The following is a 16,337-nucleotide window of genomic DNA, read 5'->3' as shown; positions in this document are numbered from 1 at the left end:
CGCACCTGCGCGCATCAGCGACGGTGAACGCCGGATTTTCCTTGAGCGTTACCGTGAACGCGTCCTGGGGCTCGCAGACGCTCCTACTATAGCGTATCCGAAGCTCGCGGACTTCGATGAAACCCATGTTTTGAAGTCCGCGGTGTCCAGTTCACTGGCACAGAGCGCCACGCCAGCCGGAGTTTCCTGAGCTAGCGCGTTCGTGCTCGTATCTCGGGGTTGGAAGTCCTGCTCTCACCGCGAAGTCCCAGAGGCGGTCACGTTGCTGTGAACCTGTAACGGTCAGTCGCTACGGATCGAACAACAGAATGTCATGGCGAGGCCTTCCCGGAAGGAAAACTGGCTTGTCGCCCATGGCAAGTGTTTGGGATCGAGCCGGAGGAGAAAGCCGATGCTAGAACGCAATAAGGAGACGCAACCCGATCAGGAAAAGCTGGAGGCACTCCTCGGCAAGATGGTCGGCGATCTCGGCGCCATCACCACCGGTGCCGCCGTGCTGCTGGGCGACAGGCTGGGCCTGTTTGCGGCGTTGAGCGAAGGTGGCAAGATGACCGCACGACAGCTCGCCAAACGGACCGGGACGCAGGAACGGCTGGTGCGCGAATGGCTCTCGGCGCAGGCCGCAGCCGGCTATGTCGAATATGACGAGGCCGGCGACAGCTTCTACCTGAGCCCCGAGCAAGAGCAGGTCTTCGTTAATGAGGATAGCCCGGCCTTCATGGCCGGCGCGTTTGAGGTTGTCTCAACGCTGTGGCTCGACGAGGAGAAGGTGCGTCAGGCCTTCCGCTCCGGCAAGGGTTTGGGATGGCACGATCACAGTGCCTGCTTGTTCCGCGGCACGGAACGCTTCTTCCGGCCGGGCTACAACGCCAACCTGATCGGTTCCTGGCTGCCGGCGCTCGACGGTGTAGTCGAGAAGCTGGAGCGGGGCATAGACGTCGCTGATGTCGGATGCGGGCATGGCGCCTCGACCGTGCTGATGGCCAAAGCGTTTCCAAACTCCCGTTTCGTCGGCTTCGACTACCATGCCCCTTCCATCGAACGGGCGCGCGTCGCCGCCAAGGAAGCAGGTGTCGCCGGGAACACACGCTTCCAGGTGGCGCCGGCCAAGGATTTCCCCGGCACCTACGATCTCGTTGCCTTCTTCGACTGCCTACACGACATGGGCGATCCGGAAGGCGCGGCCAGACATGTCCACAAGGCGCTGAAGCCAGATGGCACTTGGATGATTGTCGAGCCTTTCGCGCACGACCAGCTTTCGGCCAACCTCAACCCGGTTGGCCGCATCTACTACGCCGCCTCCACTTTCATCTGCACGCCCGCATCGCTATCCCAGGAAGTCGGACTCGGGCTCGGCGCCCAAGCCGGCGAAGCGAGGCTGCGCAAGGTCGTGGCGGGCGGCGGGTTCAAGCGGTTCCGCCGCGCCACCGAGACGCCGTTCAACATGGTTCTCGAGGCACGTCCATGAGGGCGGGCCGAAAGCTCGTCATACAGTTCAAAATGCCAACAGGAGGAAGATATGGCTGCTTACAACGTCGTCCGATTCCGCACCAGGCCTGGCAAAGAAGAGGCCTTCATCGACGCGCACAAAAAGGCGAAGCTTGACGCCAAGGGCTTTCGCAAGGCCGCGCTGGTCAGGACTAGTGAGCGGACCTTCTGCGTCGTCGGCGAATGGGAGGACATAGATAGCCTGGCGGCGGCACGACCGCAGATGATCGGCCTGCTCGACACCATCCGCGATCTGCTGGAAGATCTCGGTGGCAACCTCGGCGTGACAGACCCCGTCTCGGGCACGGTCGTCGCCGACATCAAGACAAACGGTTGAAGCGACGTCGTGTGACCGCCCCGCAGAGACTCTGCGGCGGCACCACGCGGGACGCAAAGTCCGGCTTCCTTTTGACCAAGCCGAAAGCGGAAGGTCCGCTTTCGGTCCCTTTTCGGCAGTCGAATGATCGAGTTTGCGAGGGCTCAAGCATCGCGTTATGTTGCGGCCGGCTTCGGCACCCTGACGGTACTTTTGAACGCAATGGGCGCATACGTTTCGGTGCAGTGGGAAGGTCAAAAGGCCCGATTGATCTCGATAGTTCACGAAACCTCGAAAATTTTTCCGCCGAAAATTTCCCTTTAAAATCAACACCGTAAGTTTTTGGCGGGCCATGCGTCGGCTTTCGGTACCGTAGGCAAGGAAAAACCCAGCTAGATCAATGACCTAACTGGGTTAAAGACAATTGAGTGGGAGTAAAGCCTGCCATCCCAGGCTTTGCATGGGTTTAGCCATGCCGCGGGCATTCGTCACCTCTTGTGCGTGATTTCACTGGGTCTGTCGGAACCAGGAAGTGTGATTGGAGGAACCATTGAGATCGGCGGCCTTTGTCTGCGCGCGCGCCCGGCATGGTCTCACCGTTCCGTATGCCGACCACATCGGGTCCGGCTCGAGGTGATGCGGCATGGCAATCGCATGTGGCGCGGCCAGCTCGCCAGCAAGCTGACCGATCGGCACGTCCCACATTGCCATAAGCCCTGGTCAGCCGATGCGCGCGTCGATGATCTCGACGAAGCGCCCGAAGAGGCCCGCCTGCGACTTGATCTTGAGCTTGCGGTAGATGTTGCGGCGGTGGACCTTGACGGTCCCGGGCACGATCCTAAGCGCCCTGGCGATCGATTCAGTCGAGTGGCCCTGAAGCACCAGGTCAACGACCTGCTTTTCGCGCGAGGTCAGCGAAAGGCTTTTCCAGATATGCGCGCGATCGAGTTCGCTGGCTGGCGCAACGATCTCGCCCGGCGATGGGATCGCAATCTCGTCAGCAGGCAGGGCCGGCCAGCGCAGCCTGCAGAAACCAATCACCGCCGGCGCCATGTCGCGCAGCAGCCTGGCGTCGGCGGTGCCGAACGGCCCCGAGGCGCGCTGGCGCATCAGCGACAGCACCAGCGCATCCTTGCCGGCCAGCGGAACGAAGAAGCCGACCTCCTCGGCGAGCCGGGTCTGGCTGTAATAGGAACGGTGGTATTCGCTGGCATAGAAGCGGTCCGGTGCCAACTCGCGCATGCGCCAGAAACCCTCCTTGCGCTCGACCGCGGCGTGATGGAAGGGGTCGAGCAGATAGGGCCCTTCCTGATAGAGCGCGACGAACACATGGCTTTCGGCCGGCGAGAAGGTCTCGAACAGCAGCGGCGGCCGCGCGGCACCCCGATAGCCGAAGATCACGCAGTGGTCGAAGCGGACATGACCGCGTAGCCAGCCGACGATCGCCTTGCCGAAATGGTCGCCGCCGGTCTCACGCGCCGCGGCGATCACGGCGGCGAGCGCATTGTAGTCGTCACTGCGGGAGGTGGCCAATCCATACCCCTCTAAACGATAAAATCGGCTAAATATACCACCTGGGAGGTATATACTAGCCAGCATTGGCTCTGCTAGCGTCGTGACATTGCCTCACGCTGTCGCTGGAGCCCGTGGCTTGACTGCAGTGCCCGATATCGAGTTCCGCGCGGTCACCAAGCGCTACGGCGCCGTCACCGCGGTGAGCGGTATCGACCTTGCCATCCCGCCTTCCGCCTTCGTGGCGCTGCTCGGACCCTCCGGCTGCGGCAAGACGACTTGTCTGCGCATGATCGGCGGCTTCGAGCAGCCGAGCGAGGGCCAGGTGCTGATCCGCGGCCGCGACATGGCTGGAACGCCGCCCTATCGGCGCCCGGTCAACATGGTGTTCCAGCAATACGCGCTGTTCCCGCATCTCGATGTCGAGGAGAACATCTCCTACGGGCTGCGTCAGGCGAGGCCGCGGCTGTCCTCCCGCGACATCGCCCGGAAGGCGGGCGAGGCGTTGGCCATGGTGCAGCTATCCGGTTACGGGCGCCGCAAGATTCACGAGCTTTCCGGCGGCCAGCAGCAGCGCGTCGCGCTCGCCCGGGCGCTGGTCAACAAGCCGGCGGTGCTTCTTCTCGATGAGCCGCTGGCGGCGCTCGACAAGAAGCTGCGCACCGACATGCAGATCGAGCTGCAGAACCTGCAGCGCGAGATCGGCATCACCTTCGTTCTGGTCACCCACGACCAGGAGGAAGCGCTGTCGATGAGCGACTTCGTTTGCGTCATGAATGGCGGCCGTGTGGTGCAACTGGGCCAGCCGAGCGAGATCTATGACGAGCCGGCCGATCTGTTCGTTGCGGATTTCGTTGGCAAGACCAATCTGCTCAGGGGCAAGGTGACGGGGCTCTGCGGCGACCTCGTCGATGTCGCGCTCGACGACGGCACGGTGATTGCGGCGCGCAAGCGGGTGCCGCTCAGCCGTGGCGAGGCCGTTTCCGTCAGCCTGCGGCCGGAATCGCTGAGCCTTTCAGCACCCGGCAGGGGCAGCCTGCAAGGCGTCGTCCGCAACCGCATATTCCTCGGCTCGACCGCGGAATACGCGATCGAGGTGTCGGGCATCGGGTCGCTGCTCGCCAAGGCCGATCATGTGATGGGCAGGGGCAATCTCTTCAAGCGGGGCGAACCCGTCGCCATCGGCTTTGCCGCCGAAGCGCCGCTGGCGTTTCCGCAGCCCAAGAACAACGGGACCAACCAGAGGGAAGACCAACATGTCGAAATCCTATCGTGACGGACTGCCGATAAGCCCTGAAAAATTCGTCGACCAATTGATGCGCCTGAAGCGCGGCTCGATCAGCCGGCGCGACTTCCTGGGCCTTACCGGCCTTGGCGTCGCCACGGCGGTAATGGCGCGCGAGCTCGGCATCATGCCGGCGCCCGCCTTTGCTGCCGAGAGCCTTGGCGATCGCATGTCGATCGCCACCTGGCCGAACTACCACGATCCGGCGACGTTCGAGAGCTTCAAGGCTGAGATCGGCGTCGCCGTCGAGGTCAACGTCTTCGGATCGAACGAGGAAATGCTGGCCAAGCTGCAGGCCGGCGGTTCGGGCTGGAGCCTTTTCGTGCCGACCAACTACACCATTTCGACCTACAAGAAGCTCGGCATCATCGAAGCGCTGGATATGGCCAAGCTAGGCAATTTCGACGGTTCGCAGGAAGATGCGCGCTTCACGGCCGAAGGCACGATCGATGGCACGATCTACGCCGTGCCGAAGAACTGGGGCACGACCGGCTTTGCCGTCAACACCAAGAAGCTCGCCAAGCCGATGTCGAGCTGGAAGGAGTTCTGGGACACGGCCATGGTCGAAGGCGACGGCCGCACAATGGTGCATGACTACCAGCTGACCACCATCGGCAACGCGCTGAAATACTATGGCTATTCCTTCAACTCGCTGAAGCAGGACGAGCTCGCCAAGGCAGAGGAATTGCTGCTCAAGGTCAAACCGCATCTGTTCGCGGTGTCGAGCGACTACCAGCCGTCGATGCGCTCCGGCGACGCCTGGATGACGATGTGCTGGACCAATGACGGCGCGCAGCTCCATCGCGACATTGCCGAGATTGCCTATGTGCTCGGCAAGGAAGGCGGCGAGATCTGGACCGACTTCTACGCCATCCCGAAGGATGCGCCCAACAAGCCCGCCGGATACGCGCTGCTCAACTACCTGATGAACCCGAAGATCGCTGTGAAGGAGCATCTGGCCAATGGTGCCCCCTCGATCGACGCGCGGGTCAATGCGCTGCTGCCGAAGGAGGTGCTCGACAATCCGATCCTCTATCCGGCCGCCGATCTTCTGAAGCCGCTCGAGTTCGGCGCCGCGGCGACACTGACCGATCCGGGCCGCGCCGAGCTGATGGCGCGCTTCAAGTCGGCTTGAGCCGGACCGGCGTCAAGTCCGATCCAGACAAATTGACCGGCGGATGTTCGTCCGCCGGTGCCGAAACGGCTTTCTCGATGCGCGGTACTCGTTTTCGCAAAAATCTGGTGACGGCGCTGCTGCTTGCTCCAGCAGCGCTGTGGCTGATTGTCTTCCTGGTGCTGCCCTTCATTGCCATCGCCATCTTCAGTGTCGGCGAGCGGGCGCCGGAAGGCGGCTACCAGGCCGCGCTCACATTCGCGCAATATGCAAATCTGCCGGCGCGGGCGAACGCGTTCTGGAACACGATGGTGCTGGCGCCGGTCGGTGCGCTGGGCTGCCTGCTCGTCGCCTACCCCGTCGCCTATTATCTTGCGCTGCGCGCGCCGCAGCGCTGGCGGCTGATCCTGCTCGCCCTGATCGTCATCCCGTTCTGGACGAGCCTTTTGATGCGCACCTATGCCTGGCTGTACATCCTTGGCGGGCGCGGCATTCCGGCCCTGCTTGCTTATGTCGGGATCGAGGATCTGCGGCTGATCAACACGCCGGGGGCAGTGCTGCTCGGGATCGTCTACGGCTACCTGCCGCTGATGATCCTGCCGATCTATGTCAGTCTGGAGCGGCTGGATCGTCGGCTGCTGGAGGCGTCCGCCGATCTCGGCGCGACGCCCTTGTCGACATTCATCGGCGTGACGCTGAGGCTGTCGCTTCCGGGCGTGATGACCGGCTTCTCGCTGGTGATGATCCTGCTGCTCGGTGAATATCTGATCCCGACCCTACTCGGCGGCGGCAAGGTGTTCTTCATCGGCAACGCCCTGGTCGACCTCTTCCTGCAGTCGCGCAACTGGCCGTTCGGTTCGGCCATCGCCATCACGCTGGTGCTGGTCTCGGTGGTGGTGCTGATCCTTGCCAACCGCATCTCGACCCGGCTCTCCGGCGCCCGCCGCGTGGACTTGATCTGATGCGAGCCTTCGTCGTCGCCGTTTTCGCCTTCCTCTATCTGCCGATCGCACTGGTCGTGCTGTTCTCCTTCAACGCCGGCCATCACGCCAGCGAGTTCACCGGCTTCTCGACGCAATGGTACGGCAAGGCGCTGTCCAACCCGTTCCTGGTCGAGGCGCTGAAGAACAGCCTGATCATCGCCACGACCAGCGCTCTGCTTGCGGCCTTCTGTGGCACCGCCGCGGCGCTCGGGCTGCAGCGTGTCGGAGCGCGCACGCGGGCGCTGTTCGAGGCGCTGCTGGGTGCCGCGATCGTCGTTCCGGGGGTCGTGATCGGCATCTCGACACTGGTCGCTCTGGTACAGCTCTTTGCCGTCGTCAATCCGTTCCTCGCTTCGCTATGGCCGGCCGACCAGCCGCCGCGGCTTTCTCTCGGCTATGGTTCGATCATCGCCGCGCACGGCCTGTTCTCGATGGCGCTCGTGACGATGATCGTCGGCACGCGGCTGAGCAGCCTCGACCGCAATCTGGTCGAGGCGTCGAGCGATCTTTACGCTACGCCGCTGACGACGTTCCGCGCCATCGTGCTGCCGCAGATCATGCCCGCCGTGATCGCGGGCTTCCTGCTCGCCTTCACCTTCTCTTTCGACGACTTCATCGTCGCCTTCTTCGTGGCTGGCGCGCAGACGACCTTGCCGATCTATGTCTTTGCTTCCATCCGGCGCGGCGTGACGCCGGAGATCAACGCCGTCGCGACGATCGTGCTAGCCGCGTCGGTGCTGCTCGTCCTGCTCGCGCAATGGCAACTCGGCCGACGAAAACCATCGCCTTGAAAGACACATCCATGATTCTCAAAGATCGTATCGCCGTGGTGACCGGAGCTGGCTCGGGCATCGGACGCGCCGGCGCCACAATCATGGCAAGCGAAGGGGCGGTCGTCGTGGTCGCCGACCGGGACCTCATTGCGGGCGAAGCCACCGCGTCCGGCATTCGCGATGCCGGCGGCCGCGCCGAAGCTGTCGGCACCGATGTCGGCGACGACAGGGCGGTGGAGGAGCTGATCGCGGGAACGCTCGGCAGGCATGGCCGGATCGATATCTTGCACAGCCATGCCGGCATCCAGGTCGGCGGCACGCTGACCCAAGTCAGCACCGACGGCATGGATGCCTCGTGGCGCATCAATGTGCGGGCCCAGTTCCTCGCGGCCAAGGCGGTCATGCCGGCGATGATCGCGCAGGGCGGCGGCGTCATCCTCAACACCGCCTCGAATTCGGGCGTCTTCTACGACCGCGAGATGATCGCTTATGCCACCTCCAAACACGCAGTGGTGGCGATGACGAGACAGATGTCGCTCGATTACGCAAAGTATAATGTGCGGGTCAACGCGCTTTGCCCCGGCTGGGTCGACACGCCGTTCAATGAGCCGTTCATTGCCCAGATGGGCGGGCGCGACGCTATCGAACGTTACGTGCGGATGAAAATTCCGATGGGGCGCTGGGCAAGCGCTGAGGAGATCGCCGAAGCCATACTGTTCCTCGTCTCCGATCGCTCTTCCTTCATGACTGGCCAGGCGCTGGTCGTCGATGGTGGAGAGAGCATCGGCTGAGCGCTGGCTCGCTTTGATCTCTCGGGCGGTAAGCAGGAATTCGGTGCACGATCGGGTGGAGCGCCGCTATCGTCTACCTGCGCTGGCGGCGACCTTGGGCCGGCTGGCCGATCGGCACGTAGCTTGCGGCTTCGCCGCGGATTGGCGTCGCCGGCATCAGGATACCGGGCCATCGTACCCCTTGTCGGGCAGGCAACGCACCCTGACGCCGACAATCTCGTCCCAGCCGTTGGTTATGACGTCCCTCGCCCTCTCCTGGTCCTCGAGCGTCGGAAATATCTTGTCTGGATCGTGGATATCGGGATGTTGGAGCCTCCCGCGCCAATCGATTGGGACCGATCCATTGCGAACGAGGTCTGCGATCCGGATCGGATAACATTGGCCTTTCAACCATGCGAGCTGCACCTCGTCTGAGTAAAGGTATTCCATCCAAAGCCGCGCAGCGTTCGGATGCTGAGCACCGGCGCTGATCGCCTGGACATAGAGACCCGCGGTGAAGCCGGTCCTTGGCCTGACGACTTCGATCCTCGCTGTCCCGCCAAGGCGGTCGCGGTCGGCGAGCGCAAGGTAATCCCAGCGAATCAGGATCGGCGTGCGGCCCTGAACAAGCGAGTTGGAATCCCCGATTACGGGCACGAAATTGCCTTTCTCATTGAGATCGGCGAAGAACTTCAGCCCCTGAGCGGCGGCTTCATCCGCATTGCCCTTTGTTCCGGACAAGCCCGCCGCCAAGATGCTCTGGATTGCTTGATTTGAAGAGACGTTGCCGGCGAGTCCAACCGAGTTTCGATACTCCGGCGCAGCAAGATCCGACCAATCCTGCGGGATCTTGGCGACGAGGTCAGCGTTGATCTCGAAGGCGATGGCTCCATAGTAGCCGCCATACCAATGCGCTTGCGCATCTTTGGCGCCTCCCGGGATTGTCTCCCACTTTGAGACTTTGTACGGCAGCAACAGGCCTTCCTGTTTTGCCGATGAGGCGAACGACACGCCGACCTCGATTACATCCGGGATCTGGTAGTCGGCCTTGGCTCGCCCGGCCTTGATCGCCTCAATCTGATCGGCTGAGCTGGCACTGGGTCGAAGTTCTTTGACCGTAAGACCGTATCTGGCCTTGAAACCATCTATGATGGCGCCGTATCCGCACCAGTCGCGCGGCAATCCCATGACGGCAAGCTGCCCTTCCGCTCTGGCCGCTGCGACCAGGTTTTGCATCGGATCGGCGGCCGCTGCATGGGCGCAGACCGATACGGCGCCTGTTGACAGCGCGGCAGCTCCGGCCAGGCCTGCTGCCTTGAGCGCATCCCGGCGACTTATCGGTCGATGATCATCAAGAGATTCAGTGCTGTCTGTATGTTCTGCGCTTGATCCAGGTCTCACGGTGCAATCCTCCGCTGGCTGGGTTCGTCGCATCTCCACGTTGTCGGTCTTTTGGGCGTCGATAATCGTTCTGCAGGGTGGTGGCACGCATTCGCGTCACGTGTCCCGAGGGCGACTATAGCATTTTGCGAAGCCGGGATATGCAGGTGAGAGCGGACAATGAAGGTCTGTTGATCTCGCTCGCCGTCGCTCACAACTGGTACACCGGTTACCATGATCCGGTCACCGGCTATGAATGCTGCGACGACAAGAAGGACTGTGGGGTCATCAACCCGCGATTTGTCGAGCCGCTGCCCGGCGGCGGTTTCAATGTCCGCACCGACAGCGGCAGCAAAGCGCCGCTGCCCATCCTTGCTGGTTCATGTCAATCACATGTATCTGCAGCCCTGAGCGCTGCAGCACGGGAAGGCTTGTGCAAATCCGCGATCCGTCGAACAGAAGCGTAGAACCTTGGATAGTCCCCGGAGCACAAGTCGAACAAACGAAGAAACGCCGGAACCTGTTCGCCGTAGACAGCAGTCGCGGCGAGCTTTGCGTTGTTGATCGGCGCCTCGAACCAGGCGTCGTATCCCCGGTATCCGGCCCACTGCTTGTCGCGCATGTGCCGGTAGCGGATCCGCAGCTTTTCGATCGTCGCCGCTTTCGCAGCCGCCATCCGCTCCGGGCTACGGGAACTTTCATAGACCTGCCTCAACTCGTCCCGAGTATTCGACACCAGTCCGAGAAAATCGGCCCTGCGCTTGCGATCGGCTTCGTAGCGGCGCAATCCGGCGCGATCGCCGGCTGCGCGGAGCCATTTCCTGACGCCGGTGGTTTCAACGGCAACAGCGAACGCCTCGTTGAACGCGGAATCGTCATCGACATAGATGCGCTGATGCGCCAGTTCATGAAAGATAAGGCTTGCAAGATACGTGTCGTCCTGACGGAGCATGGTGCTTAGCAGCGGGTCGCTGGACCAGCCCAGTGTGGAATAAGCGGTGACGCCCGTGACATAGACGTCCAACCCCTGTCTATGAAGCTCGACGGCGCTTTCAGCCGCGGATTTGCGAGCAAAGTAACCCCGGTACGGAACGCAGCCGAAAACCGGAAAGCACCATGTTCGTGGCGCGAGCGAGAATTGCGGCGCGGCAAAAACGGCCCAGGTCACAGCGTCCCGACCGATGTCGACATAGCTGCGGTAGCTGTTGTTTTCGGGCAGTGCCAGTTCATCGGTCGCAAACCGTCGTATGGCGCTGGCCGACGTCAACTTGGTGCGCAAAGCTTTAGGCGTCGAAGGGTCATGGATCAACTTCCCGACATTCCTTCGCGCGGCCATGATCTGCGCATGACCCTCCAACGACTGCGCGTAGTAGGAGATGCTGGTGCAGCCGGCCACTCCGCAGGCCACCAGCACCGCGGCAAGCATTCGAAGAACGCGCTTCACAGCCTGCCCACCGCTGCTCATCTCCCCTGGAGCAAATGTCTTAATCCCCGCTCTCAAACAGGCGCAGGAATTTTCGTCAAGGTCTGGCGGGGCAGCGGGTCCGACTTTCGACTTCGGCAGGATTGGCAAATGCTGCCCCACGCGGGATGCCGCGCTCCTCTCGAAGATGCCAGATTAGCGGCTGCAATCTGGCCCTCGCGCCGTTCCCCCTGACGGCGGAACTTTCCAGGTGGCAACCGCTTTTATCTTGATGGTTCCTGGCGGTCGCGACGAGGGCAAGGTATGGGGTGGCGTTGCTCGGGCGATCCGTCTTGCCCTGCCGCTGGCGGCACTCGCATCCTGCTCATCGTCCGAAACCATCGACGAGCAATCCAAGCTTGCCGCCTCGACAGCCCAGTCCGCTGTGCTGGTGACCGACGCCTGGATTGCGGGCGCGGCGCCGTCCCCCTACGCAAAGGCCGCCTTGCAATCCTTCGCCGAGACGCTCGGAGAGTGCGATCGACAAGTGAGGTCGATCAGTTCCCCTGATGCTACCCAGCCAACCGATCTAACGGCGGCGATGAGACGCCTGTCGGAGGCCGCGGGCCGGGCCGGAACCGCGGTCGGCGCCGACGAACGGGCACAGGCCGGCCAGGCACGGCAGGACCTTCAAGCCGCCCAACCGAGGCTCGGCGAGGCCTACGCGGCGTATTTCGCGCCGCAACGATGAAGAAGCTCCTTGAAATTTCGCTTGGCATCGTCACCAGCGTTGGCGGCTTCCTGGAGGTCGGCTCCATGGCGACGGCTGCGCAGGCCGGTGCCTTGTTCGGCTTCCAACTGGTGTGGGCGATCCTGTTGGGAACCATCTGCATCATCTTTCTCGTCGAAATGGCCGGCCGCTTCGCCGCCGTCAGTCACCACACGATCGCCGACGGTATCCGCGAACGCTTCGGCTTCAACGCTTTCCTTTGGCCGCTGCTTGCAGTCTTGCTGGTCAATTTTCTGGTTCTGTCGGCGGAGATAGGCGGCGTTGCCATTGCCGCCGAGCTTGCCACAGGGATCGGCTTTCAGTGGTGGGCGCTGCCGGTGGCCTTCGTCGCTTGGCTGCTGTTGTGGAAGGGCACATTCGGCCTCATCGAGAAGGGGGTCTCGATGCTGGGTCTGGTCACCCTCTGCTTCGTGGTCGCGGCGGTGATGCTCGACCCGGATTGGAAACAGCTTGCCGCCGGCGCCGTGCCCAGCCTGCCGCATCATGATGGGCCGAACTACTGGTTCATGGTCGTCAGCATTCTCGGCGCTTCGATATCGCCCTACCTCTTCATGTTCTATTCCTCGGGCGCGATCGAGGATCAATGGGACAAGAGCTATCTCGGCACCAATCGGGCCATTGCCTGTCTCGGCATGAGCTTCGGCGGAACGATTTCTGTCGGCGTGCTGATCGTGGCTGCGCTTGCGCTCGGCGCACATGGCGTCAACCGGGTGGACGACTACAACCAGCTCCCGCTGATGCTGATTCCCATCTTCGGCTTCTGGGGCTTCGTCCTCTTCGTCGCCTCGCTGGGCATAGCCTGCTTTGGTGCGGCGCTCGAAGTTGGCCTCCAGCAGGCCTATCTCGTCGCGCAGGGCTTTGGCTGGACCTGGGGCGAGAACCTCAAGCCGCGAGAAGATCCGGGATTCAGCTTGGTCTACACGCTGACGCTGTTCCTTGCCGCCGTCCCGATAGCGCTCGGTCTCGACCCGCTGAAGCTCACCATCTTCTCGATGGCACTCACGGCGGCCAGCCTGCCGCTGACGGTGGTCCCATTCCTCTTCCTGCTCAATGACGAGCGCTATGTCGGCAAGCATCGCAACGGCATCGTGTCGAACGCAGCCGTGATCTTCATCATCGCGCTCGGCTTCGTCCTGGCCGTTGTGAGCATTCCGCTGCAGATTTTGGGAGGCACTTGATGCAACTGCTTCGCGACATTCTGGATAAACAGGTCGTCGACCGCGAGCAGGTCAAGATCGGCAAGGTCGACAGCTTAGTCGCCGAACTGAGGCAAGGCAAACCGCCGAGGATCGTCGCCGTCGAACTTGGATCGATCGCGCTGGCTCGTCGGCTTGGCGCGAGACCAGGGCAATGGGCCGCACGGCTCACGGCAAGGCTGCGCGGGAAGCGGTACGCTCGCCCGCACCGCATCGCCTGGCGCAAGGTGCGCGACATCGGCGTCGACATAGAATTCGACATCGACGTGCGCCGGACCAGAATCTTTGCCTGGCAGGACTGGCTGCGCGATCACCTTGTCGGTCGAATCCCGGGAGCCTGAGGATGGCGAATGTAAACCTCGAGCTTCTGGCCGGTCGCCGCGTCCTCTCGCAAAGCGGCAAGAGCATCGGCCGCCTCGAGGAGATCATCGCGGAGGCGGATGGCGAGGATCTCGTCGTCACGGAATTCCACGTAGGCATCTTCGCCGCTTTCGAACGTCTGTCCGCCTCGATGTTAGGCACTGCGTTGCTGGATTTCTTTGCGCTGCGCCGCCGCCAAGGCCTCTACCGCATACCCTGGGACAAGCTCGATATTTCCGATCCCGCACATCCCAGATTGCTTTGCGACGATCAGGAGCTTGCAGGCTTCAAGGCCACCGATCCCCGGCCAAAAGCTGCCCGCTAAAAAGCTGCTCATCGAAGGGAACATCGCAGCCTGCGTGGAGTTGGATTGCCATGGAGGAGCCTGCGCCATGAACAGTGTCATCTATTTCATCGGTCTCGTCGTCGTCGTGCTCGCGGTGCTCTCTTTCCTCGGCTTTCACTAGGAGGCACCATGCAGCGTGACAATGATAAGGGCCGCGAGCCCGCCGACTTCGCCCGGGCGAAGAGCGAAATTTCCGATCGTCTTCAGCAAGAAACCCAGAGCGCCGCAGAGGTGCTTCACGATGCGCGTGACGAGGCTGCCCGCAGGGCAGGCGACTATGCCTCGGAAGCCAAGCACGCCCTGTCCGAAAAGGCGGAGGAAACGCAGCGCGACATCGGGTCGAGCCTGGCGGCGTTCGGCGGCGCCTTGCGCGCCGCAAGCGAACATCTCGCCAACAATGACCAAAACGCGGCGTCAAAGTTCATGCTCGAAGCCGCCGGCGGATTGGAAGGGCTTTCGTCCTCCTTGAAACAGAAGCCTTTCGGGCAGGTGCTTGAGGACATGCAATCCTTCGGTCGGCAAAATCCTGGAACGCTGATCGCCGGGTCGGTGTTGGCCGGGCTGGCACTCGGGCGATTCATAAAGGCTTCGCCGCCCGAGGCAGACGGCTCGACCCGGGCCGCAACCGGCCCCGGCAATTCGGCGCAGACACGTGTGGAACCAGGCCGGCCCCGGGACAAGTCCCCATCCTCCTGGGGCTCCGACGGTGGCTTCCCCAGCAAGGCAGCGGAGCTGAAGAGATGAGCACTCAGGACAATCCAAGCCTCGCCACGCTGATCGGCGATCTGGCCCAGCAGGTGAGCACGCTCGTCCGAACGGAAGCCAGGCTCCTGCGGGCCGAAATCTCAGAGAAGGCCAGCAAGGCTGGAGCCGGTGCCGTCGAAGTGCTGGGTGGCGCGATATGCCTGCTCGCCGCGCTGATGGTGCTGTTGCAAGCGCTGGTCATTGCCTTGACCCGCTTGGGGCTCGGCGCCGGATGGTCCTCTCTGCTCGTCGGGGTGGTGGTCGCGGGGCTGGGTGTCATCCTGATGCGGACCGGCATGGCAAGCATGGCGCCGTCCGAACTGACGCCCGACCGCACCGAGGAACAACTGAGACGCGACGCCGCCATGATCAAGGAGCAAGCGAGATGAGCGACAAATCTGCAGCCGAACTCGAACGCGAGGCCGAAGCCGCGCGGGCAAGGGTGGTGGATACCGCCGACTCCATTCGCGACAAGATGACTCCAGGACAGCTGTTCGACGAGTTTACCGGGCTGTTCGCGGGCGGGGACTCGCAGATGCTCCGCAACCTGAAGGCTCAAATGCGCGACAATCCCTTGCCGCTTGCCGTGGTCGGCGCGGGTCTTGCCTGGCTGATGTTGGGCAGCGGCCCCTCGGCTGCAAGCACCGGCTATGCAGCCCCCCGCAATCCGGGCCAGCCTGAAGGCGCCTCCGGATCCGGCGTCGGCGGCATGATTTCTGATGCGGCCGGATCGGTCACCGCTGCTGCCAGCGGAGCAGCCGACACGATCTCGGGCATGGCCAGCAGTGCCTCGGAATCAGTTGCGAGTTCTGTTGCAGGAGCAGGCTCAGTCACCAGCGACATGGCGGCGAGAGCCAGTCGCTCGGCGCAGGAACTGCTCCAGAACCAGCCGTTGGCCGCAGCAGCGGTCGGTCTCGCGGTGGGAACCGCGATAGGCGTGATGCTGCCCCATACAGCGGTCGAAGACGAGCAACTGGGCGGCTACCGCGAAAAGCTTCGCGACACCGCCGAAGCCACGCTCGAAGAAGGCCTCGACGCGGCAAAGGAGGTTGCAGCCGAAGCCTATCGGACAGCCAGCGACGAAGCTGGGCGGCAGGCGTCGGGCGAAGGCACGCTGGCGGACAAGGTTAGCGAGGTTGTCAGGTCCGCCGCCGACAAAGCCGACGAAGCAGTGCGGGAGCGGTTTTCCAATTCGGAGCCGCCTCCCCAAAAAACGTAGCCGCTGTTCAATAACCGCCTTCAAGAAAAGTCGAACTGTCTGCGGTTCGGACAAGCACCAATCCAGGAGATGACCAATGCCGCAAGCGCGCGAATGGATCATCCGATGGCTTAGGGACAAGCGGAGACGATGCTGTCCGGCCAACTGAGCCGGCTCGATCGCTGGCCCGAACTCAAGGAGCGGATTCGCGGTCACCTGGAAGAAACCACGGAACAGACCAGGCGGTTGAAGATCAGCCTCGACCGTCTCGGCGAGGGGTCCTCCATGATCAAGGATGCAGGCGGCAAGCTGACTGCGATGGCGCAGTCGATCAGCGGCATATTCGCCGGCGACGATGAAGGGGTCTCTGGCCAGCTACACGTTCGAACATATGGAGATCGCTTCCTGCACCACTCTCATCGCTGCGGCTCGCACCGCTGGCGAGCCGAGGTCGCTCGCGTCTGCGAGCAGAAACTGCGCGAAGAGGAAGCGATGGCTGAGTGGCTCAAGATCAACCTGCCGAAGGTCACGGAGACGTTCCTGGGGCGGGCTGATGCCGATCGCGAGAGCGCAAAGCGCTAAGGAGCCCGCCTCGACGCTCAAGAGACATGCGACGGCGCCACGACGTCACCATTGCCGGACCTGACCGTTTTGCGAGCAATCCAGGAACATTCCTGGCC

18 protein-coding genes and 1 pseudogene are annotated in these 16,337 nt (G+C 62.7%); 16 read left to right on the top strand and 3 right to left on the bottom strand.

Annotation, left to right across the window (positions count from 1 at the left end; all coding sequences use genetic code 11):
* Positions 1–391: 391 nt before the first annotated feature.
* Positions 392–1,468, top strand: coding sequence for a class I SAM-dependent methyltransferase (locus tag EJ074_RS10300; protein ID WP_129553261.1), 1,077 nt, complete (start codon positions 392–394; stop codon positions 1,466–1,468).
* Positions 1,469–1,519: 51 nt separating this feature from the next.
* On the top strand, positions 1,520–1,825 hold the full coding sequence (locus EJ074_RS10295; protein ID WP_095809020.1) for an antibiotic biosynthesis monooxygenase: 306 nt from the start codon (positions 1,520–1,522) through the stop codon (positions 1,823–1,825).
* A 699-nt stretch (positions 1,826–2,524) separates the two neighbouring features.
* Here the strand turns inward: EJ074_RS10295 and EJ074_RS10290 are convergent.
* Positions 2,525–3,337 carry a LuxR C-terminal-related transcriptional regulator gene (locus tag EJ074_RS10290; RefSeq protein WP_245454823.1) on the bottom strand — a complete coding sequence of 271 codons (813 nt, stop codon included), beginning with the start codon at positions 3,335–3,337 and terminating at the stop codon, positions 2,525–2,527.
* A gap of 118 nt (positions 3,338–3,455) precedes the next feature.
* On the opposite strand from EJ074_RS10290, the gene EJ074_RS10285 reads away from it, so the two are divergent.
* The 5 genes from EJ074_RS10285 (at position 3,456) to EJ074_RS10265 (ending at position 8,262) form a co-directional block, all read left to right on the top strand.
* A complete protein-coding gene (locus tag EJ074_RS10285) occupies positions 3,456–4,592 on the top strand; it encodes an ABC transporter ATP-binding protein (RefSeq protein WP_129553259.1) in 1,137 nt (378 codons plus the stop codon).
* Positions 4,573–5,736 carry a spermidine/putrescine ABC transporter substrate-binding protein gene (locus EJ074_RS10280; RefSeq protein ID WP_129553258.1) on the top strand — a complete coding sequence of 388 codons (1,164 nt, stop codon included), beginning with the start codon at positions 4,573–4,575 and terminating at the stop codon, positions 5,734–5,736. Before EJ074_RS10285 ends, EJ074_RS10280 begins: the two co-directional genes overlap by 20 nt.
* 77 nt (positions 5,737–5,813) lie before the next feature.
* Positions 5,814–6,677: an ABC transporter permease gene (locus tag EJ074_RS10275; protein ID WP_129553257.1), complete on the top strand. Its 864-nt coding sequence runs from the start codon at positions 5,814–5,816 to the stop codon at positions 6,675–6,677.
* The gene (locus tag EJ074_RS10270) at positions 6,677–7,489 is read left to right on the top strand and encodes an ABC transporter permease (protein ID WP_129553256.1); all 813 of its coding nucleotides are present in this window, start codon (positions 6,677–6,679) and stop codon (positions 7,487–7,489) included. The genes EJ074_RS10275 and EJ074_RS10270 overlap by 1 nt, the downstream gene beginning before the upstream one ends.
* 11 nt (positions 7,490–7,500) lie before the next feature.
* On the top strand, positions 7,501–8,262 hold the full coding sequence (locus EJ074_RS10265; RefSeq protein ID WP_129553255.1) for a glucose 1-dehydrogenase: 762 nt from the start codon (positions 7,501–7,503) through the stop codon (positions 8,260–8,262).
* A gap of 156 nt (positions 8,263–8,418) precedes the next feature.
* Here the strand turns inward: EJ074_RS10265 and EJ074_RS10260 are convergent, their stop codons facing one another.
* Both EJ074_RS10260 and EJ074_RS10255 read right to left on the bottom strand, forming a co-directional pair.
* Positions 8,419–9,675, bottom strand: a complete 1,257-nt coding sequence (locus tag EJ074_RS10260; RefSeq protein ID WP_129553254.1) for an ABC transporter substrate-binding protein — start codon at positions 9,673–9,675, stop codon at positions 8,419–8,421.
* Positions 9,676–10,006: 331 nt separating this feature from the next.
* On the bottom strand, positions 10,007–11,047 hold the full coding sequence (locus tag EJ074_RS10255; RefSeq protein WP_129553253.1) for an aminopeptidase: 1,041 nt from the start codon (positions 11,045–11,047) through the stop codon (positions 10,007–10,009).
* 247 nt (positions 11,048–11,294) lie between these two features.
* On the opposite strand from EJ074_RS10255, the gene EJ074_RS10250 reads away from it, so the two are divergent.
* The 9 genes and pseudogenes from EJ074_RS10250 (at position 11,295) to EJ074_RS30160 (ending at position 16,303) form a co-directional block, all read left to right on the top strand.
* A complete protein-coding gene (locus EJ074_RS10250) occupies positions 11,295–11,774 on the top strand; it encodes a hypothetical protein (RefSeq protein WP_129553252.1) in 480 nt (159 codons plus the stop codon).
* Positions 11,771–12,991, top strand: a complete 1,221-nt coding sequence (locus EJ074_RS10245) for an Nramp family divalent metal transporter (RefSeq protein ID WP_129553251.1) — start codon at positions 11,771–11,773, stop codon at positions 12,989–12,991. The genes EJ074_RS10250 and EJ074_RS10245 overlap by 4 nt, the downstream gene beginning before the upstream one ends.
* The gene (locus tag EJ074_RS10240) at positions 12,991–13,350 is read left to right on the top strand and encodes a hypothetical protein (protein ID WP_129553250.1); all 360 of its coding nucleotides are present in this window, start codon (positions 12,991–12,993) and stop codon (positions 13,348–13,350) included. Before EJ074_RS10245 ends, EJ074_RS10240 begins: the two co-directional genes overlap by 1 nt.
* Positions 13,351–13,352: 2 nt before the next feature.
* Positions 13,353–13,694, top strand: a complete 342-nt coding sequence (locus tag EJ074_RS10235) for a hypothetical protein (RefSeq protein ID WP_129553249.1) — start codon at positions 13,353–13,355, stop codon at positions 13,692–13,694.
* Positions 13,695–13,739: 45 nt separating this feature from the next.
* Positions 13,740–14,459 (top strand): hypothetical protein, encoded by a 720-nt coding sequence (locus EJ074_RS10225; protein ID WP_245454822.1) that lies wholly within the window; start codon positions 13,740–13,742, stop codon positions 14,457–14,459.
* Positions 14,456–14,848, top strand: coding sequence for a phage holin family protein (locus EJ074_RS10220; RefSeq protein WP_095807959.1), 393 nt, complete (start codon positions 14,456–14,458; stop codon positions 14,846–14,848). The genes EJ074_RS10225 and EJ074_RS10220 overlap by 4 nt, the downstream gene beginning before the upstream one ends.
* Positions 14,845–15,678 (top strand): DUF3618 domain-containing protein, encoded by an 834-nt coding sequence (locus EJ074_RS10215; protein ID WP_129553247.1) that lies wholly within the window; start codon positions 14,845–14,847, stop codon positions 15,676–15,678. The genes EJ074_RS10220 and EJ074_RS10215 overlap by 4 nt, the downstream gene beginning before the upstream one ends.
* A 129-nt stretch (positions 15,679–15,807) precedes the next feature.
* A pseudogene (locus EJ074_RS10210) lies at positions 15,808–16,137 on the top strand (DUF892 family protein); the annotation flags it as partial.
* A complete protein-coding gene (locus EJ074_RS30160; RefSeq protein ID WP_245454868.1) occupies positions 16,049–16,303 on the top strand; it encodes a hypothetical protein in 255 nt (84 codons plus the stop codon). The pseudogene EJ074_RS10210 and the gene EJ074_RS30160, both read left to right, overlap by 89 nt.
* The last annotated feature ends 34 nt before the right edge of the window (positions 16,304–16,337 follow it).

Source organism: Mesorhizobium sp. M3A.F.Ca.ET.080.04.2.1 (genome assembly GCF_003952525.1).
GTDB lineage: Bacteria > Pseudomonadota > Alphaproteobacteria > Rhizobiales > Rhizobiaceae > Mesorhizobium.
The sequence above is the reverse complement of the archived record's forward strand: the minus strand, read 5'-3'. Positions and strand labels throughout refer to the sequence as shown.